2 protein-coding genes are annotated in these 2,634 nt (G+C 70.5%); both read right to left on the reverse strand.

The features are described 5' to 3' along the window. Window positions 1–786 (reverse strand): septation protein SepH (gene sepH, locus ACFFNX_RS47245; protein ID WP_378212944.1); only part of this gene is annotated, 786 nt, incomplete at its 3' end. A gap of 272 nt (window positions 787–1,058) precedes the next feature. Continuing rightward, on the reverse strand, window positions 1,059–2,366 hold the full coding sequence (locus ACFFNX_RS47250) for a D-arabinono-1,4-lactone oxidase (RefSeq protein WP_378212945.1): 1,308 nt from the start codon (window positions 2,364–2,366) through the stop codon (window positions 1,059–1,061). Window positions 2,367–2,634 lie beyond the last annotated feature (268 nt).

Here is a 2,634-nt window from a genome sequence, read left to right on the forward strand (position 1 = left end):
GGTCTCGCGCTGCTCCTCCGGCTCCGGTCGCGGCACCTCCTGCCGCGGCACCTCGCGTACGAACGCGGGCTCCTCCGCCGGCGGCGGTTCCGCCCGCGGAGCGGGGGGCGGTGCGGGCGCGGGCCGCGCCTCCTCCCGTACGGGCTCGGTGACGACCTTCATCGCGCGCCGGGGGACGAACGGGGTGACGATGTCGTCCACCGGGTCGTCGAGTTCGAGCGAGGACAGCCGCGCGGCCTCCTCGTTGACCGCGGAGATGTGCCGGCGGCGCGGATCATAGGCCCACTCCGCGGCGTACGGGCGGCCGTCGTAGGAGAACGAGAGCCGGACGCGCCAGGTGGAGTCCTCGCACTTGCGGGAGTCCCACTCGACCTCTTCCAGGTCGATGCCCCGCTTGCCGAGACGCTCCTCGACGATCTCACCGAGCGCGGGCGCCGGCGCGGACTCGCCCTGGCGGCGTATCGTCACGCGCTGGGCCTGTTGTGCCATGTACTCGCGTTCTTGCAGGACCGGTCCCTCGAACCAGCGGACACGCTCCACCGGGATGCCGGCCGTCTCGGCGATCTCCTCCGCGGTCTCTCCAGCGCGGATGCGAGCCTGGATCTCCTTGGGACGCAAGGGACTCTCCACTTCGATCTCGTACTGGCCGAGGCGGGAGAAGTGCCCACGGACCGCGGCGCGAAGCCGGTCGTCGACGGGCAGCGTGAACCGGGTGCCTCGGCCCGCGGTGGCCAGGACGAGGTACGAACCGTCCTCGCTGACCGCGACGAGGCGCAGCTCCTGCATGCGTGTCCTTTCGTGCCCTGTCCAACGTGGCTCGGGGCGCATGCGTGCCCTTCCCCCGGTCCCTTGAGTCTCTCGTCAGGACGCACCTGCCCGCCAGCACCGTACCCGGCATGTCCGAACATCGCCGTCCTCGAAACGCGATCCTGTCAAGTTCCCGCAGCGTCGTCCCAGCTTGCCTGTTCACCCGGGTGCGAGGTGCAGGGGTTGACGATTCTTGTGCATCCTTTTCCAGGCGATGTCGTTCGATGCCGTTGCGGGCGCGTCCCTGGCGCTCACTTACCGAAGATACGAGTCGTATATGCGTTGGCAAACCGCCTTTCGGGGTCGAGTCGGTCGCGAAGCGCTAGAAAGTCCCCGAAACGCGGGTATACGCCTTCAAGATACGTGGCGTCGCGAGTGTGGAGCTTCCCCCAGTGCGGGCGGCCACCGAGAGCGGTCAGCACCTCCTCGACGTCGCGGAAGTACGCCTCGTGGTCGGACGAGTGGAACACGTGGAAGGCCAGGAACGCGCTGTCGCGCCCGTACGCCATGGACAGCCAGGGGTTCTCCGGCGGCAGCAGCCGTACCTCGATGGGGAAGCCGATACGCCGCCCGCTCCGCTCGATCACCGACCGTACCTCGCGCAACGCGTCGGCGAGCTCCTCGCGCGGGATCGCGTACTCCTGCTCCTTGAAGCGCACCCGCCGCGGGCTCGTGAAGACGCGGTCGGAGCGGTCACGGTACGTGCGGGCGCCCAAGGCACGAGCCGAGATCCCGTTGATCGCCGGAATCGCACGCGGGAACCGCGACCCGATCCGGTTGGTGAGGCCGAACACGGAGTTCGACAGGAATTCATCGTCCAGCCAGTGCCGGAACGCCGACAGCGGCTCAGCCGGGCCGTCCACCCGGTTGTTGCGCTTGGTGAGACACCCGTCGGTGTGCGGGAACCAGTAGAACTCGAAATGTTCGTTGGCGGCGGCCAGGTCGTCGAGGCCTTCGAGCACCGCCTCCCAGCGCATCGGCTCCTCGCGCGCCTCCAGTACGAACGCGGGAACGGTGTGCCAGGTGATCGCCGTCACGACGCCGAGCGCCCCGAGCCCGGCGCGTGCGGCGTCGAACAGCTCCGCCCGCTCGTCGCGCGAGCAGGTCACCGTCGTGCCGTCGGCCAGCACCAGCTCGAGCCCGGCGATCTGCGAGACCAGCCCAGCGGCCTCCCGGCCGGTGCCGTGCGTCGCGGTCTGGGTCGCCCCTGCCAGCGTCTGCTCCTGGATGTCGCCCATGTTCGCCAGCGCGAGCCCGTGCGCCGCGAGATGCGCGTTGAACGCGCGGAGCGTCATGCCCGCCTCCGCGGTCACCAGCCCGGCCTCGGCGTCGACCGAGCGCAGCGCGGTCAGCCCGTCCGGGCGCAACAGCACACCCTCGGTGACGGCGGCGCCGGTGAAGGAGTGACCGGTGCCCACCATGCGGACGGTCAGGCCGTCGTCGGCCGCCGCCGTGACCGCGGCGGAGACCTCGTCGGCGGAACGCGGGGCGAGAACGCGGCGGGGGGTGGCGTGCTGGTTACCGGCCCAGTTCCGCCACGCAGGGCTGGGAGAGGACATAATCCGAGATTTACTCATGTTGGCTCGGTCGTCGGCAAGCCCGTCCGGGACAACCCGACCCAGGCCGATCGCGGTGCGGCGGTTCCTTGCCCGGGAGGCGGTTCCTTGCCCGGGAGGCGGTCCCCGCCCGCCACGGGGGCTCCAGCCCACTTCCATTGTCAAGCGCCGGGATCCTCCGGCGGAAGACCGGGAGGTCGGCTGTGGAAAAGAAGTCGTGCGGGGCGGGGTCGTGCGGGGCGGGGTCGTGCGGGGCGGGGTCGTGCGGGGC

The organism is Actinoallomurus acaciae, from assembly GCF_042429965.1.
In the GTDB taxonomy this organism is placed as follows: Bacteria; Actinomycetota; Actinomycetes; order Streptosporangiales; family Streptosporangiaceae; genus Actinoallomurus; species Actinoallomurus acaciae.